The following is a 23,425-nucleotide window of genomic DNA, read 5'->3' as shown; positions in this document are numbered from 1 at the left end:
GCAGGGGTACCGGAAGGCGCCGAAGGGCTGCCGGTGAGCAGCGGGGTGCGGCGGGTCGCGGTGATCGGCGCCGGGCCCGGCGGGCTCTACTTCGCCGCGCTGGCCAAGAAGTTGGCGCCGCACCGGGAGATCACGGTATGGGAGCGCGACGCCCGCGACGACGCGTTCGGCTTCGGCGTGGTCTTCTCGGACGAGACCCTGGACGGCATCGCCCGGGCCGACCCGAAGGTCTTCGCCGCCCTGTCGGCCGAGTTCGCCCGCTGGAGCGACATCGACGTCCGGTACGCCGGCCAGGTGCGCACCTGCGGCGGGCACGGCTTCGCGGCACTGGACCGCAACCGGCTGCGCGCCGTCCTGCAACAGCGCTGCGCCGAGCTGGGGGTCGACGTGCGCTACCGCACGCCCGCGCCGCCGGTCGACCGGCTGGCCGCCGAGTACGACCTGGTGGTCGCCGCCGACGGCGTGCGCTCGGCCACCCGGGCGGCCTTCGCGGAGGCCTTCCGGCCCGAGCTCGACGAGCGGCACTGCCGCTACATCTGGCTCGCCACCGACAAGGTCTTCGAGGCCTTCACCTTCATCGTGGAGCAGCGCGACTTCGGCGCCCTTCAGGTGCACGCCTATCCGTACAGCGACCGGCGCTCGACCTTCATCGTGGAGATCGCCGAGGAGGCGTGGCGCAAGGCCGGCTTCGACGCCCTGGCCGGGCGGGAGCCGGGGCGCGGGGAGAGCGACCTGGCGAGCGTGCGGCGGTGCGAGCAGCTGCTCGCCGGGCACCTGGACGGGCACCGGCTGATCCCCAACGCCTCGCGCTGGATCCGCTTCACCACCGTGCGCAACGCGAGCTGGCACCACGGCAACGTCGTGCTGCTCGGGGACGCCGCGCACACCGCCCACTTCTCGATCGGGTCGGGCACCAAACTGGCCCTGGAGGACGCCCTCGCACTGGCCGCCGCCCTGCACGAACAGCCGCTGCTGGAGGGGGCGTTGGCGGCCTACGAGAGCGAGCGGCGGCCGGTGGTGGAGTCCGCGCAACGGGCCGCGCAGGCGAGCCTGGAGTGGTTCGAGACCGTCGGACGGCACACCGGCCAGGGCGCCGGGCAGTTCGCCTTCAACCTCCTCACCCGCAGCCGCCGGGTCACCTACGGCAACCTGCGCGCCCGGGACGCCGCCTTCGTGGACTCCGTCGACGCGGCATTCGCCGACGCGGCGGGCGGCGACACGGCGGGCGGCGACACGGCGGGCGGCGACACGGCGGGCGGCAACGCGGCGGGCGGCAACGCAGCCTCCCAGAGCGCAACCTCCGGCAGCGCAGCCTCCCACGACGCAATCCCCCACGGTGCAACCTCCGGCGGTGCAACCTCCGGCGGCAGCACGGGCGTTCCGCCGATGTTCCGGCCGCTGCGGCTGGGCCGGCTGCGGCTGCGCAACCGGATCGTGGTGCCGCCGCTGGCCACCTTCACCGCCGTGGACGGGCTGCCCAGCGGCTTCGACCGGGCCCAGCTCACCGCCCAGGCCCTCGGCGGCGCCGCTCTGGTCTTCGCCGGCATGACCGCGGTCAGCGCGCAGGGCCGGGCCACCGACCGCTGCCCGGGCCTCTGGTCGGACGCCCAGGAGGCGGCCTGGCGCTCGGTGGTCCGCTCGGTCCGGGAGCTCGGCGACACCCCGCTGGGCATCCAGCTGACCCACGCCGGGCGGCGCGCGGCGAGCACCGTGCCCGGCCCGGACGGGATCGGGCGCCCGCTCGCGGACGGCTGGCCGACGCTTGCCGCCTCTCCCCTGCCCTGGGACGCGGCGGGGCCGCCGCCGCGCGAGGCCGGCGCGACGGAACTGGCCGGCGTGGCCGCCGACTTCGCCGCCGCCGCGGCCCGCGCCGACCAGGCAGGATTCGACGTCCTGGGGCTGCAGTTCGGCCACGGGCACCTGGTCTCCGGGTTCCTCTCGCCGCTGACCAACCACCGCACCGACCGCTACGGCGGCCCGCTGGAGCACCGGTTGCGGCTGGCGCTGGAGGTGCTCGCCGCGGTGCGGGCCGCCTGGCCGGCCGGAAAGCCGATCGTGGTACGGATCTCGGCCGCCGACTGGGCGCCGGGCGGCACCACCGAGGCGGAGGCGGTGACGATCTGCCGGGCGCTGGCCGACGCCGGAGCGGACGCGCTGGACGTCTCCACCGGCGAGGTGGTCGCGCACCAGAAGGTGCCGTACGGGCGCGGCTACCAGGTGCCGTTCGCCGACCTGATCCGCAACGCGACCGGGATCCCGACCGTCGCCGTCGGCGCGATCTCCGGCCACGACGACGCCAACTCGGTGCTGCTGGCCGGCCGGGCCGACCTGGTCGCGGTCGGCCGCGCCCAGCTGTACGACCCGCTGTGGACGCTGCACGCCGCGGCCGAGCAGGGCTACGCCGGTCCGGGGGCGCGCTGGCCGCAGCCCTGGCAGGCGGGCAGCCGCCGGCCGCCGGGGCCCGGCGCGGACCGGGTCGCACCGCGGCTGCGACTGCTGCCTGAGGCGGCCGCGCCGGTGCACCGCCGCTGGCTGCCGCCGTACCGCCCGGACACCGGCCGCCTCGACGGCCCGCCGCCGGAGCCGGCGGCAGGCCGGCCCGACGAGCGCCCCGAGCAGAAGCCCACCGAACCCGTGCCGAACCGAGGGAGGGCCGGATGACCCACCTGCCCCGCTTCACCGCCGCCGCCGTCCAGGCCGCCCCCGTCTACCTCGACCCGGACGCCACCGTCGACAAGGCCGTCGCCCTGATCGCCGAGGCGGCCGCGAACGGCGCCGCCCTGGTGGTCTTCCCCGAGGTCTTCGTCCCCGGCTACCCGTACTGGAACTGGACGATGAACCCGCTCCAGGGCTCCCCCTGGTTCGAACGCCTCTACCACGCCTCGGTCGACGTCCCCGGCCCCCAGGTGGAGGCGCTGTGCGCCGCCGCCCGGCGGGCCGGCGTGGTGCTGGTGATCGGCGTCAACGAGCGCGGCCGGCACGGCGTCGGCACGCTCTACAACACGCTGCTCACCATCGGAGCGGACGGCCGGCTGCTCGGCGTGCACCGCAAGCTCGTGCCGACCTGGGCCGAGAAGCTGACCTGGGCCCAGGGTGACGGCAGCTCACTGGTGGTGCACCGGACGCCGGTCGGCCCGCTCGGCGTGCTCGCCTGCGGCGAGAACACCAACCCGCTGGCCCGCTTCACCCTGCTCGCCCAGGGCGAACTGGTGCACGCCGCGAGCTACATCGCGCTGCCGGTCGCGCCCGAGGACTACGACATGGCGGAGGCCATCGCGCTGCGCGCGGCCGCGCACTGCTTCGAGGGCAAGGTGTTCACCGTGGTGTCCTGCTCGACGATCTCGCCCGAGATCGTCGACCTGGTGGCCGGCGAGGACCAGCAGGTGCGCAAACAGCTCGCCCGCCCGCGCGCCGCGCTCTCCGGCGTCTTCGGCCCGGACGGGCGCCCGGTCACCGAGCCGCTGGTCGACGAGGAGGGCATCGTCTACGCCGAGATCGACCTCGCCAGGTGCGTCCAGCCCAAGCAGATGCACGACATCGTCGGCCACTACAACCGGTTCGACGTCTTCCGGTTGCACGTCGACAACCGCCCGCACCGGCCGGTGACGTTCCCCGGCGCTCCCGAGGAGGAGGAATCGTGAACGACTACGACGACACCCGGCTCGGCCGGGCCAGGGTCGGGGACAGCCCCGAACTCGCCGCCTACTACGAGGAGCTGGCCAAGCAGGAGGCGGGCGCGCTCTGGACGGTGGCCAACGAGATCGAGCCCTGGTACCCGCAGCCCAGGTCCGTCCCGGTGCTCTGGCGCTACGCGGACCTCGCGCCGCTGGTCCGCAAGGCGCTGCCGCTGGTCCGGGCGGACGATGCCGGGCGGCGGGTGGTGATGCTGGTCAACCCCGGCCGGCGCGAGCTGAGCGCGGCCGTCGGCCTGCTCTACACCGGCCTGCAGATCATGGGCCCGGGCGAGGCGATGACCGCGCACCGCCACCAGGCCGCCGCACTGCGCTTCGTGCACGAGGGCATCGGCGCCTGGACGATCGTGGACGGCCAGAAACTCAAGGTCGGACCGCGCGACTTCGCGATCACGCCGAACAACACCTGGCACGAGCACGGCAACGAGGACTCGGACGAGCCGGTGATCTGGCAGGACGGGCTGGACATCCCGCTGGTCAACGCGCTCGACGCGGGCTTCTACGAGGTCCACCCCGAGCTCTACCAGCAGCCCGGCGAGGTCGTGAACTCCTCGCTGCTCAGCTACGCCGGCACCCTGCTGCCGTACGGCGTCGAGAAGTGGAGCCGCCCGTACTCCCCCCTGCTCGGCTGGCCCTGGGAGCCCAGCTACGAGGCCCTGTGCCGGCTGGCCCGGGCCGGCGAAGGGTCCCCGTACGACGGCGTGATCATGGAGTACGCCAACCCGGTCACCGGCGGTTCGGTGATGCCGACCATGAGCGCCCACCTGCAACTGCTGCGGCCGGGCCAGGCCACCCTCGCGCACCGGCACACCGGCTCGGTCGTCTACACGGCGGCCAAGGGCCGCGGCGTCTCGGTGATCGCCGGGCGGCGCTTCGAGTGGCAGCAGGGCGACATCTTCGTGGTCCCCTCCTGGGCCTGGCACGAGCACGCGAACGCCGACCCGGGCGAGGACGCCTGCCTCTTCTCGTTCAACGACTTCCCGGTGATGCGCTCGCTCGGCATGTACCGCGAGGAGGCGCACCCGGACAACGGCGGCCACCAGCCCGTCCTTTCGTAAGGAGCTTTCGATGCACCTGCTCAGCTACCGCACCGGCGGCAGCGACACCCCGCGCCTCGGCGCGCGGACCGGCGACCGGGTGGCCGACCTGGCAGCGCTCGCCACCGCCGCCGGCGCCGACCTGCCCGGCGGCCTGGCCGCGCTGATCCGGGCCGGCGAGCCCGCCCTGGCCACCGCCCGCGCGCTGCTGGCCGCCGTGCCGGCCGACGCGTGGCTGCCGCTCGCCGAGGTCACGCTCTGTGCGCCGCTGCGCCCCGGCAAGGTCGTCGGCGTCGGCCTCAACTACGTCGAGCACGTCGAGGAGTCGCACCGCTCGCTCGACACCGAACGCGAACTGCCCGACCGTCCGGTGCTGTTCGGCAAGCCGGCCACCGCCGTCACCGGCCCCGGGCAGCCGATCCTGCACAACGCCGACCTGACCAAGCAGCTCGACTGGGAGTGCGAACTGGCCGTGGTGATCGGCCGCACCGCCCGCCGGGTCACCGAGGCCGATGCGCTGCGGCACGTCTTCGGCTACAGCATCGTCAACGACGTCAGCGCGCGCGACCAGCGCCGCTCCGGGCAGTGGTTCTTCTCCAAGGGGCAGGACTCCTACTGCCCGTTCGGGCCGGTCGTGGTCACCGCCGACGAGATCCCCGACCCGCAGGACCTCGACCTCTCGCTCAAGGTCAACGGCGTGACCAAGCAGGACTCCAACACCCGCCACATGCTCTTCGGCGTCGCCCGGCTGATCGCCGACATCTCCTCGGGCATGACCCTGGAGCCCGGCGACGTGATCGCCACCGGCTCGCCGTCCGGCGTCGGCGCCGGCCTGGTGCCGCCTCAGTTCCTGCAGCCCGGCGACCTGGTGGAGGCCACCGTCGAGCGGATCGGCACGCTGGCCAACCCGGTCGTCGACGCCCGCGGTGACGCCATCGCCCGCTACGAGGAGGGGCCGCGGGCATGAGGACGTACCGGATCGGCCAGATCGTCCCGAGCTCCAACGTCACCATGGAGACCGAGGTCCCGGCCCTGCTGCGGGCCCGGGAGACGGTCGCCCCCGAACGCTTCACCTTCCACTCCAGCCGGATGCGGATGACCAAGGTCACCCCCGAGCAACTGCGCGCGATGGACGCCGACTCGGACCGCTGTGCGCTCGAACTCTCCGACGCCCGCGTCGACGTGCTCGGCTACGCCTGCCTGGTGGCCGTCATGAGCACCGGGCCCGGCTACCACCGGGAGTCCGAGCAGCGGCTGCACCGGCGCACCGTCGAGAACGGCGCGCCGGCGCCGGTGGTGACCAGCGCCGGCGCCCTGGTGGCCGGGCTGCACGTGCTCGGGGCGAAGAAGGTCGCGCTGGTCGCGCCCTACCTCCGCCCGCTCGCCCGGACGGTGGTGGACTACCTGGCGCACGAGGGCATCACGGTGCTCGACCACGCGGCCCTGGAGATCCCCGACAACCTCGCGGTCGCCGCCCACGACCCGGCCCGGCTGCCCGGGATCGCCGCGCGCCTCGCGCACGCCGAGGCGGACGCCGTGGTGCTCTCCGCCTGTGTGCAGATGCCCTCGCTGACGGCCGTCGAGGAGGCCGAGCAGCAACTCGGCAAGCCGGTGGTCTCGGCGGCGATCTGCACCGTCCACCAGCTGCTGCGCGCGCTCGGGCTGCCCGCCTTCGCACCGGGGGCGGGGGCGCTGCTCTCCGGCGCCTACGCCGAGAGCGCGGCACCGGCCCGAGGGGGTTCCGCGCCGGTGTCCCGGCCACCGGCATCCGTCCCTCGGCCGCCCGCCGCGCCGCCGTCCGGACCACTCGGCTGCGCTCCGACAGTATGATCACGCCGGACGATCGGCGGGAGAGGCCGACACGGGAGGAGGGCCGCCATGCCGGAGAACACGTCACGCCCCAGCTCCCTGATCCACACGATCTACGGCGAGTTCGTCCGCCGGCTCGGCGGCTGGATCTCGATAGCCGACCTGATCGCCCTGATGGCGGAGCTGGACGTCGACGCTCCGGCCGTCCGGTCGGCGATCTCGCGGCTGAAGAAGGCCGGCACGCTGCTGCAGGAGCGGCGCGAGGGCACCGGCTACCGGCTGAGCCCGGCGATGGGCCCGGTCTTCGACGAGGGCGACCGCCGGATCTTCCACAGCCTGGGGCCCGCCGAACTCGCCGACGGCTGGGTGGTCGCGGTCTTCTCGGTGCCCGAGTCCGAGCGGGCCAGCCGCCACCAGCTGCGGTCCCGGCTGAGCTGGCTCGGCTTCGGCAACGCCGCCCCCGGGGTGTGGCTGGCGCCCGCCCGGGTGCTGCCGGACGCCCGGCGGCTGCTGGAGCGGCTCGGGCTGAGCGCGTACGTCCACCTCTTCCTCTCCGAGTACGCCGGGTTCGCCGAACTGCGCTCGGCGGTCGGCTCCTGGTGGGACTTCCCGGCGATCGAGGCGCAGTACGCCGAGTTCACCGAGGCCTGGGGCCAGGTGGCCGCCGACCTTCGCCCGCACCCGCGGATCGAGGCGGTCGAGGCGTTCCGCGCGTACGTCCCGATGCTCACCCAGTGGCGCCGGCTGCCGTACCTCGACCCGGGGCTGCCGGAGCCGCTGCTGCCGGCGGAGTGGAACGCCGTCGCGGCCCGCGCCCTCTTCACCGAACTGCACGGCCTGCTCGCCGGCCCCGGCCTGCGGCACGTCGAGAAGCTCACCGGGCTGTCGCAGCCCGAACCGCACCCGCACCCCAGTCGACCGCTGTAACGCCGGAGGAACCGCCGTGACCGACCACGCCCCCGCCGACCTGCTGATCCGGTCCGGCGCCGTGCACACGCTCGTCCCCGGCGAGGCGCCGCATCGGGCCTTGGCCGTGACCGGCGAACGGATCACAGCGCTGTCCCCCGCGGCCGACGGCCTGGACCACCTGATCGGCCCGGGGACGGACGTGCTGGACCTGCCCGGCACGACCGTGCTGCCCGCCTTCGACGACACCCACACCCATCTGATCCTCGCCGCGCACAGCGTCCATGACGTCCCGGTGCACCGGGCCCGCGACCTCGACGAGTTCCTCGGCCTGATCCGTGAGCGAGCGGCGGGCACGCCCCCCGGCCAGTGGATCCGCACCGCGATCAACTGGCAGGAGGTCAACCTCGCCGAACAGCGCCTGCCGCGCACCGAGGAGCTGGACGCGGCCACCGACGAGCACCCGGTGCTGGTGCGTCGCGGCGCCTACAACATGGTGCTCAACACGCCGGCGCTGCGGCTGGCCGGCATCACCGCCGACACCGAGGCCCCGCCCGGCGGCGTGATCGAGCGGGACGAGCAGGGCCGGCTGACCGGCCGACTGGTCGACAAGGCGGTCGCGCTGGCCGAACGGGTGCTGCCGCGCCCCGCACTCGCCGACCGGATCGAGGGGCTGCGGGCCGCGTCCGCCGACTACGCCGCGACCGGGATCGGCACGGTCCGCGACTGTCTCGTCCCGGTGGAGGACCTCGAAGTGCTGCGGGCGGCCCGGCAGGCCGGTGCCCTGAGCGTGCGGGTGCGGGCGCTGGTCTCCGGCTTCGGCGCCCGCACGCCCGGGCAGGTGGACGAGCTGCTCGACACGATGGAGCCCTGGCGTGCCGAGGGCGACGCGTGGCTGAGCGTCTGGGGCGTCAAGTTCGGCATCGACGGCGGCATCGAGGCGGGTGCGCTGGACGAGCCGTACGAAGGCCGCCCGTGCTACCACGGCACACTGCTCTGGGAGCCGCAGGAGCTGGCCGCGGCGGTCGAGCGGGTGGTCGCGCGCGGCTGGCGGGTCGGCGTCCACGCCTGGGGTGACCGCGGGCTGCGCACGCTGCTGGACGTGTTCGAGCAGGTGATCAAGGATCACCCCGGCCTGGCCCCGGGCACCCTGGTGGTCGAGCACGGCGGGCTGGCCCGCCCCGACCAGCGCGCGCGTGCGATCGCGCTCGGCATCCCGGTCACGGTCCAGCACCCGCTGCTGCACGATGCGGCGACCGCCCAGATCCGGGCCTGGGGCGGCGAGCGGGTGCGTGGCATCTTCCCGCTGCGCGAGTGGCTGGACGAGGGCGCACTGCTCGCGGCCGGCTCCGACTTCCCGGTCGGGCCCTACGGTGCGATGGTCTCGGTCTGGGGCATGACCACCCGGCAGACCGTGGCCGGCGCGCAGGGTGTCGAGCACGCGATCACCCGGGCCGAGGCGGTCGCGCTGCACACGGTCGACGCGGCCCGGCTGCTGGGAGAGAGCGGGACGCGCGGCAGCCTGCGGCCCGGGGCCCTGGCCGACCTGACTCTCTGGCCCGCCGACCCGTTCGACTGCCCGCCGGACGAGCTGGCGGGGCTGCGGCCGGTCCGCACGGTGCTCGGGGGCCGGACGGTGCACCGGGTCTGACCGGTGCCCGGCCGGCCTGCCCCGTGGAGTGCCCGGGACGGGTGGCCCTGCCGCGCGGTGCGGCACCCCTGCCGTCCGGTGCCGCACCCGGGACTTCCGGCCGGCCCCCGGACCGGCCCCCGGGATCAGGCCCGACCGCGGCCGGGCCACGGCCGGGCGGGAAAGACGGCCCGTGCCCCAGGCGCCCGGGACGACGGGTGGCGCAGCGTGGACGTCACGCCCGCTCAGCCGGGCGACGTCACCCGCAGCCAGCCCTGGGGATTCCACCATGTCTGCACAGCCCGTGCTGTCCACCGTCCACGACACCCGCCGCGCCGTCTGCCTGCCCGACCTGCTCCGGCAGCAGGTGGCCGCCCGGCCGGACGCCCCGGCCGTGACCGGCGGCGGCGAACACCTCAGCTACCGGCGGCTCGGGGAGGCCGCCGACCGGCTGGGCGCCCACCTGCACCGCCTCGGCGCGGCGCCCGACGACTGCGTCGGGCTGTACGTCGAGCCCTCACCGGAGCTGCTGGTCGGAGCCTGGGGGATCCTCTGCGCGGGGGCCGCCTACCTGCCGCTCTCCCCGGAGTACCCCGAGGACCGGCTCCGCTACATGATCGAGGACAGCGGGACCGGGGTGATCGTCACCCAGGAGCACCTCCGGGCCCGCCTCACCGAGCTGGCCCCGCGGGGCACGCTCATCGTCACGCCGGGCGACGCCCGCGAGGCCCCGGACGCGCGGGGCGCCGGGGACGCGCGCCCGTTCCCGCACCAGAGCCAGGGCCCGGGCGGGCCGCCGCCCGGCCCACGGCCGGAGTCGCTGGCGTACGTCATCTACACCTCGGGCAGCACCGGCCGGCCCAAGGGCGTGATGATCGAGCACCGGAGCATCGTGTCCCAGCTGCGCTGGCTGATCGCCGCCGGGCATCTGGGCGCCGACGCCACCGTGCTGCAGAAGACGCCGATGAGCTTCGACGCCGCGCAGTGGGAGATCCTGGCGCCGGCCGCCGGCGCGCTGGTCGTCATGGGCGCGCCGGGGGTCTACCGCGACCCGGAGGCCCTGATCGCCACCGTCCGGGAGCACGGCGTGACCACGCTGCAGTGCGTACCGACCCTGCTCCAGGCGCTGCTGGACACCGAGCTGCTGGGCAGCTGCACCACGCTGCGGCGGGTGTACTCCGGCGGCGAGGTGCTGTCGCGCCGGCTCGCGCGGGCCCTCACCGAGGAGCTGCCCTGGGCGTCGCTGGTCAACCTGTACGGGCCGACCGAGTGCACGATCAACGCGACCGCCCACCGGGTGGACGCCGCCACCGTCGGCGAGGACACCGGGTCGGTGCCGATCGGCGTGCCGGTCGACCGCACCCGGTGCTTCGTCCTCGACGAGGAGCTGGCGCCGGTGGAACCCGGCGCGACCGGTGAGCTCTACATCGGCGGCGTCCAGCTCGCGCGCGGCTACCTGAACCGGCCCGACCTGACGGCGGAGCGGTTCGTCGCGTCCCCGCACCTGCCGGGCGAGCGCCTGTACCGCACCGGGGACCTCGCGCAGTGGAACCCGGACGGCACCCTCCAGTGCTCCGGCCGGGTGGACAACCAGGTCAAGCTGCGCGGCTACCGGGTCGAGCTGGACGAGATCGCGCTCGCCGTCGAGGAGCACACCTGGGTGCGGCGGGCCGCGGCCGTCGTCACCGACGACCCTCGCACGGGCCACCGGAACCTGGTGGCGTGCGTCGAGCTGAACCCCAAGGAGGCGGCCCTGATGGACCAGGGCAACCACGGCAGCCACCACCAGTCCAAGGCGAGCAAGCTCCAGGTGAAGGCCCAGCTGTCGAACCCGGGCGTGCGGGACGTCGAGGAGCTGGCCGGCCGGCCGGTGGTCGAGCTGCCCGGCCGGCGGGAGACCGGCCGGCAGCGGCGGGACACGTTCGCCCGCAAGACCTACCGCTCCTACGAGGGCGGCACGGTCACCCGCGACGACCTGCTGGAGCTGCTCGCCCCGAGGGCGGCCGGCGGCACGCCCGCGGCCGGCCGCCCGGCCCGGGTGCCGGCGGAGCCGGGCCTCGCCGGACTGGGCGCGATCCTGCGGTGGTTCGGCCAGTTCCACAGCGAGGAACGGCTGCTGCCGAAGTACGCGTACGCCTCGCCCGGCGCGCTCTACGCCACCCAGCTGTACCTGGAGACCGGCGGCGCCTGCGGGCTGGACGCCGGCGTCTACTACTACCACCCCGTCGAGCACACCCTGGTGCGGATCGGCGACGGCGCCGGGGGGCCGGGCCTCCTCGTCCACTTCCTCGGCAAGCGGCGCGCGATCGCACCGGTGTACCGCAACAACATCCAGGAGGTGCTGGAGTTCGAGGCCGGCCACATGGTCGGCGTCTTCGAGGAGGTGCTGCCCGCACACGGGCTGGCCATCAGGCCGGCCGGCCACGACCCGTCCGTCCGGGACAGGCTGGACGTGGCCGAGGAGGACGGCTACCTGGGCACGTTCGAGATCCACCCCGGCGGCGGCCTCCCGCGGACCGACCGCACCGAGCTCTACGTCCAGGCCCACGCCGGGGGCGTCGACGGCCTGGCCGCGGGCCAGTACCGGTACGCGGGTGGCGAGTTGGTCCGGATATCGGACGAGCTGGTGCAGGCCAGGCACGTGATCGCGATCAACCAGCAGGTGTACGAGCGGGCCGGCTTCGGCATCACCGCGATCAGCCGGGCCGACGAACCGTGGCTGGAGTACATCGGCCTCGGCACGACCCTGCACCGCCTGCAGCGCAACGGCGTCGCCCTCGGCCTCGGGTTCATGTCCTCCGGCTACAGCTCGAAGACCGGGCACCCGCTGCCGGCCGCCCGGCGGATCGACGACATCCTGGCCGCCTGCGGGATCCCGTCCGGCCCCTCGTACTTCTTCCTCGGCGGGAAGGTGAGCGAGGAACAGATCCGCAGCGAGGGCATGCGCGAGGACGCCGTCCACATGAAGGGTCCGGCCGAGATCATCAAGGACGAGCTGGCCACCTTCCTGCCCGACTACATGCTCCCCAACCGGGTGCTGGTCCTGGACGAACTGCCGCTGACCGCCAACGGAAAGGTCGATGTGTCGACCCTCACCGCCAGTCAGCAGGTCAGGAACGCGGAGACCGGCGGCCCGTTCGTCCCGCCGTCGACGCCGACCGAGCGCCGGCTCGCCGAGGCCTGGGGCCGGGCGCTGGCGTACGAGAACGTCTCCGTGACGGACGAGTTCTTCAGTGCCGGCGGGAACTCGCTGATCGCCGTGGCGCTGGTCAACCGGCTCAACCGGGAGTTCGGCACCCGCCTGCCGCTGCAGGTGCTCTTCGAGAGCCCCAGGCTGGCGGACCTGGCCGGCCGGATCGACGACGACACCGGCGCCGCCTCCCGGCTGGTACCGCTGCACCGCGAGGGCACCGGTGACCCGGTGTTCTGCTGGCCGGGGCTCGGCGGCTACCCGATGAACCTGCGGCTGCTCGCCGGCACCGCGGGCCGGCCGTTCTACGGCATCCAGGCCCACGGCATCAACCCCGGTGAGACGCCGTACCCGACGGTCCAGGAGACGGCCGCCGCCGACGTGGCCGAGATCCGCCGGGTGCAGCCCGAGGGCCCCTACACCCTGTGGGGGTACTCCTTCGGCGCCCGCGTCGCCTTCGAGGCGGCCTGGCGGCTGGAACAGGCCGGCGAACGGGTGACGGACCTGCTGCTGATCTGCCCCGGCAACCCCGAGGTCCGCCGGGCCGACGGCGAGCTGTACGGGCGCGAGGCCTCGTACCGCAACCCGGGCTACGTGACCATCCTCTACTCGGTCTTCGCGGGCTCGATCGGCGGACCGGGGCTGGCGGCGTGCCTCGCCGAGGCCCGCGACGAGGACGGCTTCACCGCCTTCGTCCACCGCCTGCTGCCGGACCTGGACGAGGAGTCGATCCGCCGGATCACCCGGATCGTCGGGGAGACCTACGAATTCGAGTACAGCTTCCACGAGCTCGCGGAGCGCCGGCTGGACGCCCCGGTCACCGTCTTCAAGGCCGCCGGCGACGACTACTCCTTCATCGAAGGCCGGTCCGGCTACTCCGCCGCGCCGCCCACCGTCGTGGAGCTGGCGGGTGACCACTACGCCGTGCTGAAGGAGCCCGGCATCACCGAACTGGTCACCGCCATCCGCACCCGCCGGCTCGGCTGAGCAGCAGAGCCGGGGGGAGGAATCTACCCGCGTCAACCTCCGGCCCGGGGCCGCGGGCCGGGCACCGGAGCTCCGGGTCCGGCCCGTGGGCCGCCCGGCGGGGCGGCCCACGAGCATCCGATGCCTTGTCACCCGGACAGCTCGTCAGGCTCGTCGTGATGGGTGTTCGGCGTTGACGATCTCACCAAGAGCTCGACACGACGCAACCCTGGAACGAGGACATTCGAGATGACCCGATCGTTTCCCCACCGACGAAAGACGACGGCCTACCGCGGCTTGGCAGTGGCTGCGATAGCCGTCGCCGGGCTCCTCCCGGTGGGGGCGACACCCGCGAACGCGGCTGCGCCCGACAAGGTGGCCGCGCACGACCACGACCACCGCCACGGCCACGGCCACAGGCATGGGCACGGCCACAGACACGGACACGGGCACGAATACGGCGCCCGCGGCGACGGCCACCGTGACGATCACCGCCGGTACACCGACGTCAGCTCCGACGAGGACTGCGCGCCGGACGAGCTGAGCCCCGAACTCGCGGCCAAGCTCGACGCGGCCATCCAGCAGACGATGAGCCAGACGGGTGTTCCCGGTGTGTCCGTCGGGCTCTGGCTGCCGGGGAAGGGCCAGTACGTCCGCTCGTTCGGCGTCGCCGACAAGAAGACCGGCGCCCCCATGACCGACGACCTCTTCACGCGGATCGGCAGCGTGACCAAGACCTTCACCGCCACCGCGGTGCTCGAACTGGTCGACGACGGACTGGTCGGGCTGGACGACCCCATCTCGACCTACGTGAGCGGCGTCCCGGACGGCGACCGGATCACCATCCGCGACCTTGCCGAGATGCGCAGCGGCCTGTTCCCGTACTCCGCGGACCCGGGCTTCATCACCGCGCTGGAGTCGGACCCCACCAAACCCTTCACTCCCCACGAGCTGCTCGCGTACGGCTACAAGCACCCCAACGTCGCCGCGCCGGGCACGCAGTTCCTGTACAACAACAGCAACTACATCCTGCTCGGCCTGGTCGTCGAGAAGGTCAGCGGCATCCCGCTGGCCGACTTCATCCACGACCGGGTGACGGAGCCGAGCGGCCTTCGCCACACCGTGTTCCCCGAAGGGGCCGAGTTCCCGTCGCCGCACGCGCACGGCTACACCAACCAGACCCCCAACGGCGCGACGGTGGACGCCACGGACTGGAACCCCAGCTGGGGCTGGGCCGCCGGTGCGATGATCTCCGACCTGGAGGACCTCAAGCACTGGGCCAAGGACCTCGCGACCGGCACGCTGCTCTCACCCGAGACCCAGGCGCAGCGCACCAAGTACCTGCCCGCCGGCCTCCCCGGCGCGGGCTACGGGCTCGGCCTCTTCGACGTCCAGGGGTGGGTGGGCCACAACGGCTCGCTGCCCGGGTACGAGAGCCTCACCCTCTACCTGCCCGAGCTGGACGCGACCCTCGTGGTGGTGCTCAACACCGACATCCTCTACCAGGGCATCGAGCCGAGCACGCTCCTCGGACAGGCCATCACCAAGATCGTGACGCCGGACCACGTCTACTTCATCCCCCCGACGAGGTAGACCTCCGCCGAGGACTGCGACGCACGGCGGCACCTGTGACCGGACCGCGCCCGATCGGCGGTCCGGTCACCGTGCGTTCCGGCTCGCCCGCGCGGCGGGCACCTCGATGCCGGCGGCCCGGCTCAGCGGCGGGAGGCGGGCCGCTTGGGCGGGGCAATGCGTATCCGCCGCTCGACGGGTGCGCTCTCGATGCCGTCGAGCTGCGCGGTGATCGTGCTGCGCAGGTCGTCGTCGTCCTCGAAGCTGAAGTCGTTGAACAGCGTGTAGCCCGTCCACATCAGGTTGGCGCACACCCGTGCCGGGACCCGGCCCGTCCGGGCGCCCATGCCCACCAGCGCCACCGACGTGATGCTGCCCGGGGTCTCCCCGTTCTGCCGGTGGACGGCCTGGAACGCGGCGGCGCACGCCAGGGCCACGTTCAGTGTCTCGCTCACGTTCTGCGAGGAACTCTCCATCGTCGGCGTCGAGATCAGGAACCTCGGGTTGACCGCACCGGACGGGACGCACACCGCGCTCCCCACCGGGAGGCTCCCCGCGAACCGGCTGCGGATGGCCCGCTGCACGCGCAGTTGGATGCCGGCTCCGAGGTGGCGCTTGATGACCGCGTCGACGCCGCCGTCCATCCGGCCGAGGGAGTTGGTGGGGCTGACCCAGGCGTCGACGTCCTCGTCGAGGATCGACCCGGTACGGATCTCGATGCCGGGGGTGTCGGCGAACGCCGCCCGCCACGCCTCCACCACCGCCGTGTTGGTGTCCGTCAGCACCACTCGCAGCGGCGGCTGTACGCGGTTCACGGTCATGGTCCACTCCGTTCGAAGCACTGCCCTTCACTGATCACGACGCTATCGGGCCCCACTGACACTGCGGCCGGGCGGCACCGGCTCCGGAGGCTCCGTCGGCTCCCCGTGCCGAGGGCGCTGTCGGTGGGCTGACCTATCCTCATGGTCGATCGAGGTCGGCCGACGGGAGGCCGCGGCCACCGGCCCCGCGTCCCGATTTTCCGCGCGCCAATCCAGGGCTGCCACACGGAAATCGGCCACCTCGCCGACCATCCCCATCAGCACGGTTCGACAGTTCGGAGCCCTCCGCCATGAGCGATGCCACCAACCCCGCCACGCCCGACCCGAACGACCCGCTGGCCCTCGCGGAGCTCTTCAAGGGCGGCGGTGAGCCCTGGCTCCCGCTGCTGCAGCCGGTCATCGAGGCCCAGCCGGACGCGGCCACGTTCATCGGCCCGGGCCGCGGCCCGGAGGTCGTCCCCGTCCGCGAACTGACCTTCCAGGCGCTCAAGCCCAACGCGCCGCACAAGTGGAAGGTCGTGATCTTCGGTCAGAACCCGTACCCGCGGCCGGAGAGCGCCACCGGGATCGCGATGTTCGACAACACCTTCCACGACTGGAAGGACAGTCAGTTCGGCAGGGTCGTCAGCATCCGGTGCATCATCAAGGCGGCGGCGATGTGGAAGTACGGCATCCCCAAGAAGACCCCGATCGCCGACATACGGGCACTCCTGAAGAAGGAGGACACCGTCCAGCCGCCGGAGTGGTTCCAGGCGATGCTCACGCAGGGCGTGCTGCTACTGAACGCGGCACTCACCGCCAGCGCCGACGGGGCGATCGGGACCGACCGGCACACCGCGTTCTGGCGGCCGGTCGCCGAGGGGATCGTCGAGGAGATCCTCAGGGCCAAGCAGAACGCCGACGAGGAGGACCGTGGCGTCGTCTTCGCGTGGTGGGGGGCGCACGCGCGCAGTCTGAAGAAGGTCGTCCTCCGGCTCCAGAAGAAGTACCCCGACGTCGAGGTCCGGCACATCGACCACCCCAACCCCGCGGCACAGGGCGACATCTTCTGCGACGACGACCACTTCGCCATGGTGAACGCGGCCCTCGCCTCACTGGGCACCGACGAGATCGACTGGCTTCCGAGCACGGGGTGGAACAGGACCGGGGCGGAGACCGGCGGGACGGACAGTGACACCGCCGACCGCATGGGCGCGTTCATCGCGTCCACCATGGAGCTGCACCAGCTCTATCTCGACCGGCTCGCGAGCGTCAAGGACGAGGGGCTCGTCCTCCCCGCCATCACCGGTGTGTTCGACACGCCGCTCATGGACTTCCGCGAGGCCGTGGGCCCGGTCGCCGAGCTGCTGTCCGGGCTCGACCGGCACGTCGTGCGGTCGGACGAGTTCGGCAGGCGGCGGGCGGACGAAGCGGCCGGCGGCCTGTCCGCCGACGCGATCGCCGCCCTCTACCTCTACACCTGCGAGTCCGCGTTCTACCGGGAGATCAACGCCATCCTGCGTTCCCCGGACCGGACCAGGATCGTCCCCTACCTCCCGTATCTGCGGCTGCTGTTCTCGGCGGTGTCGCAACTGCCCGCCCGCACGGCGCCGTTGTGGCGCGGGGTGTCGCTGGACCTCCGTGCGCAGTACCCGCTCGGGCGGACCGTGACGTGGTGGGGCGTGTCCTCGTGCACGTCCGAGCTCGGCGTGGCCCGGGGGTTCCTCGGCAGCCGCGGCAAGCGGACGCTCTTCGAGGTGCAGCCCGCCCGGGCGGTGGGCATCCGCAGCTTCTCCGCGTTCACCGGCGAGGAGGAGTTCATCCTCCTGCCGGGCACACAGCTCAAGGTGACGGACGTCAGGACCGAGCGCGGCGGCCTGTGCACCGTGAAGCTGACGGAGCTGGAGGATCAGACCCTCGTGTCCTGACCACGCTCCGCCGGGCTCCCACCGGCTCGCACGGCCCGGGACTCGAGGTGGCGTTGCTCGGCGATGCTGGCGGTGGCCCTGGCGGCGCGCCGGTAGTGCTCGTACGCCCCGGCCGTGTCACCGGTCCGCTCCAGCAGATGCGCCCGTACGGACAGCAGCCGGTGATGCCCGGCCATCCGTTCGTCGCCGTCCAGGGTGGACAGCAGGGCCAGCCCGGCCTGCGGGCCCTCGGTCTCGGCGAGCGCGATCGCCCGGTTGAGGGTGACCATCGGATTGGGTGCGATCCGCTCCAGGATCAGGTAGAGGGCGTGCACCTGCGGCCAGTTGGTCTCCTCGGCGGTGGCCGCGGCGGCGTGCGTGGCGGCGATGGCGGCCTGGAGCTGGTAGGGCCCCAGCGCCGGGCCGGCCAGCGACGCCTTGACCAGCTCGACGCCCTCGTCGATCAGTGCGCCGTCCCACTGCTTGCGGTCCTGCTCGTCCAGCGGCACCAGGTCGCCGGCCACCGTGGTACGCGTCTCCCGGCGGGCGTGGGTCAGCAGCATCAGCGCGAGCAGCCCGGTCACCTCGCCGTCCTCGGGCAGCTGTGCGTGCACCGTCCGGGCCAGCCGGATCGCCTCGTGCGCGAGGTCGGCGCGGTGCAGCTCGCTGCCCGAGGAGGCGGTGTAGCCCTCGTTGAAGATCAGGTAGAGCACGTGCAGGACGACCCGTAGCCGTTCCTCGCGCTCCGCGCCGGCCGGCAGGCCGAACGAGCTGCCGGCGGCCTTGATGCGCTGCTTGGCCCGGCTGATCCTGGCCGCCATCGTGCCCTCCGGCACCAGGAACGCGCGGGCGATCTCGGCCGTGGTCAGGCCGCCGACCGCCCGCAGCGTCAGGGCGGTCTGGGAGGCCGCGGTCAGCGTCGGATGGCAGCACAGGAACAGCAGGACGAGCGTGTCGTCGGTGTCCGGGACGGACGCGGGCACCACCTCGGCGGCCGTCGCCGACTCCCGCTCGCGGCGCGCGTGGTCGCTGCGCATCTGGTCGATGAGCCGCCGGGACGCGACCGTCACCAGCCAGCCGCGCGGGTTGCCCGGCACTCCCTCGGCCGGCCACTGCACGGTGGCGGCGAGGACGGCCTCCTGCACGGCGTCCTCGCACCCTTCGAACTGGCCGTGCCGGCGTACCAAGGTGCCGAGGACCTGCGGCGTGAGCTCACGCAGCAGGTCCTCGAAGTCCGGTGCTGTCATGCCTCCAATTGTCCGTCGGCGAACATGACCTGCCGCACCTCGACACCCAGACCCTCGATCGCGGTGTCCGGGATCTGCGCCGCCAGCGCGATCGCCCGCTCCTTGTCCTCGCAGTCGACCAGGTAGAAGCCGCCCAGGTACTCCTTGGACTCCAGGAAAGGTCCGTCGGTCACCACCGGCTGGCCGTTGCGTACGGACACCACGACGGCCTGCGACGGGTGGACCAGCGCCTGCGTGGTGATCAGCTCGCCGGACGCCTTCAGCGCCTCGATGAAGCTGCCGTGACCGGCGCCGATCGCCGCCTTCTCCTGGTCGGTCAGCGCGTCCAGCACGGCCGGGTTGATGTGCATGCTGATCAGGAACTGCATCTCGTACCCCTCATGGTTCGCGAGCCCCGGGCGGGCCCTTCGACCGGTTGGTCGGAGCCGACGCCGCCGTCTTGACACCCACCGCCGGAACTTTCGCACGAGTTCCCACGCGGGAGTTCTCCGCCGGTACGGATGTCAAGAAGCTCCCGGCCGCTCCGACCAACCGGCGAAACGTCGAGAGAACAGGGAGTTTCGGATATGCGGGTCAACCGGGCGTGGCTGGGACTGGCCGTCCTCATGCTGCCGACACTGCTCGTCGCGATGGACACGACGGCGTTGCTCCTCGCGCTCCCACAGCTGAGCGCCAATCTGGGTGCCACCAACGTCCAGCAGCTGTGGATCAGTGACGGCTACGGGCTCATGGTGGCCGGCCTGGTCATCACCATGGGTACGCTCGGCGACCGGATCGGCCGCCGACGGCTGCTGATGACCGGCGGAGCGGCGTTCGCGGTGCTGTCGGTCGTGGCCGCCTTCGCGACCGGCCCGCTGATGCTGATCGTGGCGCGTGTGCTGCTGGGCGTCGCCGGCGCGACCCTGGCACCGTCCACCCTTGCCTTGATCATCAACATGTTCCGCGACGAAGGGCAGCGCGGGCGGGCCATCGCGACCTGGGCGACCTGCCAGTTCACCGGCGGCGCGCTCGGACCGGTCCTCGCCGGAGTCCTGCTCCAGCACTTCTGGTGGGGATCGGTGTTCCTGGCCGCCGTGCCGGCGATGGCGTTGCTGCTGCTCGCCGGGCCGCTCCTGCTGCCCGAGTTCCGCGGCGACCGGGCGGGGCGGCTGGACCCGGTCAGCGTCGGGCTGTCGCTCGTGGCGGTGCTCCTGACGGTCCACGGCATCAAGCAGCTGACCGTCGAGAGCGTGCCGGTCGTGCCGGCGGCGGCCCTCGTCGCCGGCGCGGCCATCGGATTCCTGTTCGTCCGCCGGCAACTGCGGCTGGCGACGCCGCTGCTGGACCTGCGGCTGTTCCGCAACCGCCCATTCACGGCCGTACTCGTCGCACTGGTCTTCGCCGGCATGGCCATGGCAGGTACCGGCCTGCTGGTGACCCAGTACCTGCAGAGCGTGCTGGGCTTCTCGCCGGTCGCGTCCGCGCTGCTGTTCGCACCGATGGGCCTGGGTGTGGCGGCCGGCACGACGGCCGCGCCGGCGCTGGCCCGGCGGATGGGGCCGACGACCGCGATCGCCGGCGGCCTGGCGGGATCGGCGCTGGGCAGCCTGCTGTTGGTCTGCGTCGGCGGTGCGGGCGCCCTGCCGCTGGTGATGACCGGTATCGCCGTCCTGGCACTGGGCACCGGCCCGCTGTTCGCGCTGGGCACCGGGCTGGTGGTCGGGTCCGTGCCGCCGGAGCGCGCCGGCTCGGCGGCGTCGATGTCGGAGACCGGCAACTACTTCGGCGGTTCACTCGGTTTCGCGCTGCTCGGCGCGATGGCCGCGGTGGTCTACCGCAGCCGGATGGACGGCACGTCCGACTCGCTGGCCGGCGCGGTCGCCGCCGGCCGGAACCTTCCCGCCGGCCAGGGCGCGGAACTGCTGCACACCGCGCGGGAGGCGTTCACCGCCGGCCTGCACGTCACCGGCGTCGTCGCCGCGGTCGTCTTCGCCGGGCTGGCCGTCCTGACCCTGGCCATGCGCCCGGCAGCCCCGACCGCCCCGGCCGCACTCCCCGACCACGAGGCGACCCGTTGTTAGGGCTTGGCCGACGTTGTGGCCGTCGTACCGGAACGTCGGCAGGAACCTTCGCCGCGAGCGCGCCGGTGTGGCGACACCCGGCAGCCCCGGCCCGGGCTACGGGGTCGTCGTGGCGCCCGGGCGGGTGGTGTGGCGGCCGTGCGGCCGGGCACTGTCGGAGCTGAGGTCGGTCAGCGCCTCGGTGAGGATCTCGCGGGCCTCGTCCGCGCGGCCCTGCTCGATCAGCGCGGTGCCCAGCTCGGTGAGGGTCTTGGTCATCGAGTCGGGGCGCCCGACCGCCTCGAAGTGCGTCAGCGCCTGCCGGTACGCCTTCTCGGCGGCCGGCCAGCGCTTCAACGCCGCACGGTCGAGGCCGAGTTCGTGGGCCGCGAAGGCGGCCATGAGGTGCGGCAGCGGCGAGGACCAGAGCTCCACCAGCTCCAGGGCCCCGGCCAGGGCGAGCCGGCGGGACTCCACCGCCTCCTCGACCCGGCCGGACTCGCGCAGGCAGTTGGCCGCGCCGCGCAGGGTGACCAGCCGGCCCAGCCGGGCGGACCGGCTGGGCACGGTGGCGAAGACGTCGGCGGCCTGGCGGTACGTGTCGAGGGCCTCCTGGTGCCGGACCAGGAACCGCAACGATGCGGCGAGGTAGATCAGCGCCCAGCCCTCCTGCTCCCGGTCGCCGATCTGCCGGGCCGACTCCAGTGCCTCGCCGGCGAGTTCGGCCCCCCGCCGGTACTGGTGGAGGCAGGTGCAGTAGGTCCAGGCCAGGTAGTTCAGGTGGACGGTCTCGGCGAGCCGGTCACCGCACGCCCGGGCGGCGTCGACGGAGAGCTGGAAGACCTCGGCCCAGATGTCCCAGCTGATGAGCCGGTCCGAGAACCAGTGCATCGCCTCGGCGGTGTCGATGACCTCGCGGTAGCGGCCTGCGGCGAAGGCGTGACGCAGTGCGGCCAGCCACTCCGGGCTCTCCTCCTCCAGCCAGCGCGCGGCCTCGCCGAGGGCCTCCGTGGCAGCGGGGTCCGGCGCCGGGAAGCCGCCGGCGCCGGAGTCGTCGTCGGACCCGCCCTCGGCGAGCTCCGGGTCGAAGAGCCGGCCGGCCTCGGCGGCGCGGTGCAGCAGCCAGGTGCCCGCCCGGCCGCGGACGGCTTCGAGCTCGTCCGGGGTCTCCTCGGCGGTCAGCAGCTCGCCCGCGTAGAGGCGGACGAGGTCGTGCAGACGGTAGCGCTCCGGGGTGGAGAGCTGGACCAGCCCGGCGTCGGTGAGCTGCTCCAGGTGGCGCTCGGTACGCGGGACGGGCAGGTCGGCGTAGGCGGCGACCACGGCGGCGGTGACGTCGTACCCGGCGGTCAGCGCGCAGCGGCGCAGGACCAGCCGGGTCTCGGCGGGCAGCCTGCGGTAGGAGAGGGCGAAGGCCGGACGGACCGCCAGATCGCCGGTCTCCAGCACGTCCAACCGGTGCTCCTCGGCGGCGAGCTGGCGCACGAGGTGGCCGACGGTCTGCTGCGGGCGGGCGACCAGGCGCTGGCCGGCGATCCGCAGGGCGAGCGGCAGGTACCCGCAGAGGCGGGCGAGTTCGGCGGTGGCCTCGGGCTCGGCGGCGATCCGGTCGGGGCCGGCGATGCGGCCCAGCAGGACCGCGGCCTCGGCCGGGGTGAGGGCGTCGAGCCGCAGGCGGTGGACCGACTCTAGGCCGGGCAGGGTGTGCCGGCTGGTGACGACGGTCAGGGCCGGCCCGGAGCCGGGCAGCAGCGGCCGTACCTGGCTCTCGTCGGCGGCGTTGTCCAGGACCAGGACGAGCCGCCGCTCGCGGACCAGGGCGCGGTAGAGGCCGGCCCGCTCCTCCGTGCCGGCGGGCACCGCGCCGTCGGCGACACCGAGGGCGCGCAGGATCTGGCCGAGGGCGTCGCGGGCGCCGAGGGGCTCGGGGGCCATGCCGCGCAGGTCGAGGGAGAGCTGGCCGTCGGGGAAGAGGTGGGCCAGGGTGTGGGCGATGTGCAGGGCGAAGGCGGTCTTGCCGAGGCCGGGCTGACCACTGATCAGGACGACGCGGGGGTGGGCGGGCCGGTCCTCCGAGTCCGGTTCGCCGATGCGGGCCATTGCCGCGATCAGGGCGAGGGCGTCCTCGCGGGCGGTGAAGTCGGCGATGTCGCGGGGCAGGGCCAGCGCGTACGTCCCGGCGGCCTGGGCGACGCCGGTGCCCTCCTCGGCGGCGGTGGCGGTGGCGGGCGCGGCGTCCGTGGCCGGTGCGGCGACGGCGGGCGCGGCGGTAAAGGCGGGTGCGGCGACGACGGCGGGTGCGGCGGCGGGAGTTGCCGCGCCGGCGGCCCGGGTGCCCCGGGGGCGGCCGGCCCGGGCTGCCTGTTCGAGCGCGGCGGCCCGGCGCTGGTCCAGTCGCAGCGCCTCGGCCAGGGCCCGCACGGTACGCCGCTGCGGCCCCCGGGTGCGGCCGCGTTCCATGTCCCCCACCGCGCGCAGGCTGATCCCGCTCACCGCCGCGAGCTCCTCCTGCGTCAGCCCCGCCCGCATCCGGTACCGGGCCAGCAGCAGGCAGAACTCGTCGGCCTCGCCGGTGTCCGCCACCGTGCTGCCCGGATCAGCCATGTTCCGCCCCCGCTACTGCCACTACT

15 protein-coding genes are annotated in these 23,425 nt (G+C 73.7%); 11 read left to right on the top strand and 4 right to left on the bottom strand.

Annotated features, from left to right (window positions below):
- Positions 1-33 precede the first annotated feature (33 nt).
- From ACZ6NC_RS30735 to ACZ6NC_RS30695, 9 genes are all read left to right on the top strand, one after another.
- A complete protein-coding gene (locus tag ACZ6NC_RS30735; protein WP_465737118.1) occupies positions 34-2,661 on the top strand; it encodes an oxidoreductase in 2,628 nt (875 codons plus the stop codon).
- On the top strand, positions 2,658-3,641 hold the full coding sequence (locus tag ACZ6NC_RS30730; protein ID WP_465737117.1) for a carbon-nitrogen hydrolase family protein: 984 nt from the start codon (positions 2,658-2,660) through the stop codon (positions 3,639-3,641). Before ACZ6NC_RS30735 ends, ACZ6NC_RS30730 begins: the two co-directional genes overlap by 4 nt.
- Positions 3,638-4,750, top strand: a complete 1,113-nt coding sequence (locus ACZ6NC_RS30725) for a cupin domain-containing protein (protein WP_465737116.1) — start codon at positions 3,638-3,640, stop codon at positions 4,748-4,750. Before ACZ6NC_RS30730 ends, ACZ6NC_RS30725 begins: the two co-directional genes overlap by 4 nt.
- 10 nt (positions 4,751-4,760) lie before the next feature.
- Positions 4,761-5,696 (top strand): fumarylacetoacetate hydrolase family protein, encoded by a 936-nt coding sequence (locus ACZ6NC_RS30720; RefSeq protein WP_465737115.1) that lies wholly within the window; start codon positions 4,761-4,763, stop codon positions 5,694-5,696.
- Complete coding sequence (locus ACZ6NC_RS30715) at positions 5,693-6,559, top strand: maleate cis-trans isomerase family protein (protein WP_465737114.1); 867 nt, start codon at positions 5,693-5,695, stop codon at positions 6,557-6,559. Before ACZ6NC_RS30720 ends, ACZ6NC_RS30715 begins: the two co-directional genes overlap by 4 nt.
- A 48-nt stretch (positions 6,560-6,607) precedes the next feature.
- Positions 6,608-7,465 carry a PaaX family transcriptional regulator gene (locus ACZ6NC_RS30710; RefSeq protein ID WP_465737113.1) on the top strand — a complete coding sequence of 286 codons (858 nt, stop codon included), beginning with the start codon at positions 6,608-6,610 and terminating at the stop codon, positions 7,463-7,465.
- A gap of 16 nt (positions 7,466-7,481) precedes the next feature.
- Positions 7,482-9,095 carry an amidohydrolase gene (locus ACZ6NC_RS30705; RefSeq protein ID WP_465737112.1) on the top strand — a complete coding sequence of 538 codons (1,614 nt, stop codon included), beginning with the start codon at positions 7,482-7,484 and terminating at the stop codon, positions 9,093-9,095.
- A 268-nt stretch (positions 9,096-9,363) separates the two neighbouring features.
- Positions 9,364-13,251, top strand: coding sequence for a non-ribosomal peptide synthetase family protein (locus ACZ6NC_RS30700; RefSeq protein ID WP_465737111.1), 3,888 nt, complete (start codon positions 9,364-9,366; stop codon positions 13,249-13,251).
- A gap of 228 nt (positions 13,252-13,479) precedes the next feature.
- A complete protein-coding gene (locus tag ACZ6NC_RS30695; protein ID WP_465737110.1) occupies positions 13,480-14,823 on the top strand; it encodes a serine hydrolase domain-containing protein in 1,344 nt (447 codons plus the stop codon).
- 122 nt (positions 14,824-14,945) lie between these two features.
- On the opposite strand, the gene ACZ6NC_RS30690 is transcribed toward ACZ6NC_RS30695, so the two are convergent.
- The gene (locus ACZ6NC_RS30690) at positions 14,946-15,623 is read right to left on the bottom strand and encodes a macro domain-containing protein (protein ID WP_465737109.1); all 678 of its coding nucleotides are present in this window, start codon (positions 15,621-15,623) and stop codon (positions 14,946-14,948) included.
- A 290-nt stretch (positions 15,624-15,913) separates the two neighbouring features.
- On the opposite strand from ACZ6NC_RS30690, the gene ACZ6NC_RS30685 reads away from it, so the two are divergent.
- Positions 15,914-17,530, top strand: a complete 1,617-nt coding sequence (locus ACZ6NC_RS30685) for an ADP-ribosyltransferase domain-containing protein (protein ID WP_465737107.1) — start codon at positions 15,914-15,916, stop codon at positions 17,528-17,530.
- Here the strand turns inward: ACZ6NC_RS30685 and ACZ6NC_RS30680 are convergent.
- Together ACZ6NC_RS30680 and ACZ6NC_RS30675 are read right to left on the bottom strand one after the other, a co-directional pair.
- Positions 17,512-18,756, bottom strand: a complete 1,245-nt coding sequence (locus ACZ6NC_RS30680) for an RNA polymerase sigma factor (RefSeq protein WP_465737106.1) — start codon at positions 18,754-18,756, stop codon at positions 17,512-17,514. The genes ACZ6NC_RS30685 and ACZ6NC_RS30680 overlap by 19 nt on opposite strands.
- Positions 18,753-19,124, bottom strand: a complete 372-nt coding sequence (locus ACZ6NC_RS30675) for a YciI family protein (RefSeq protein ID WP_465737105.1) — start codon at positions 19,122-19,124, stop codon at positions 18,753-18,755. The genes ACZ6NC_RS30680 and ACZ6NC_RS30675 overlap by 4 nt, the downstream gene beginning before the upstream one ends.
- A gap of 198 nt (positions 19,125-19,322) precedes the next feature.
- On the opposite strand from ACZ6NC_RS30675, the gene ACZ6NC_RS30670 reads away from it, so the two are divergent.
- Positions 19,323-20,816, top strand: a complete 1,494-nt coding sequence (locus ACZ6NC_RS30670) for an MFS transporter (RefSeq protein WP_465737104.1) — start codon at positions 19,323-19,325, stop codon at positions 20,814-20,816.
- Between the two features lie 96 nt (positions 20,817-20,912).
- On the opposite strand, the gene ACZ6NC_RS30665 is transcribed toward ACZ6NC_RS30670, so the two are convergent.
- Positions 20,913-23,399 carry an ATP-binding protein gene (locus ACZ6NC_RS30665; RefSeq protein WP_465737103.1) on the bottom strand — a complete coding sequence of 829 codons (2,487 nt, stop codon included), beginning with the start codon at positions 23,397-23,399 and terminating at the stop codon, positions 20,913-20,915.
- Between the last annotated feature and the right edge of the window lie 26 nt (positions 23,400-23,425).

It is taken from the genome of Kitasatospora sp. NPDC041988 (assembly GCF_055588525.1).
This window is presented reverse-complemented; position numbering and strand designations above follow the sequence as displayed.